Genomic DNA, 264 nt, shown 5'->3' on the forward strand with positions numbered 1-264 from the left:
GCTGCAGTCTAGGGATCATTGCATTAATAGTGCTGTGAACCAGGTTGTAAGGAGCCTTGCCCTTGAATTTGTCTAGTGTGTATTTCCATCCCATCACCATGCTCAGTTCGTGAGGATTGACCTTCTTGAGGGCTTGAAGGTAAGCATCTATATCCTGCCGTGAGCAATAGTGCTTAGCCACTTCGTCCATAAATGCTTGAGCCTCGGCCTGGGAACGAGGAGGTTGTTGATAAAGCTTTACGGCCAGCTCAACAGGCACCGCCA

Annotated in this window: 1 protein-coding gene; it reads right to left on the reverse strand. The window is 49.2% G+C overall.

Features of this window, described 5'->3' with window-relative positions:
• Positions 1–264, reverse strand: a 264-nt coding sequence (locus CWC28_RS22390) for a hypothetical protein (RefSeq protein ID WP_212746828.1), incomplete at both ends; no start/stop codon positions are given.

The sequence above is a fragment of the Pseudoalteromonas sp. S4492 genome, assembly GCF_005886115.1.
GTDB lineage: Bacteria > Pseudomonadota > Gammaproteobacteria > Enterobacterales > Alteromonadaceae > Pseudoalteromonas > Pseudoalteromonas gelatinilytica.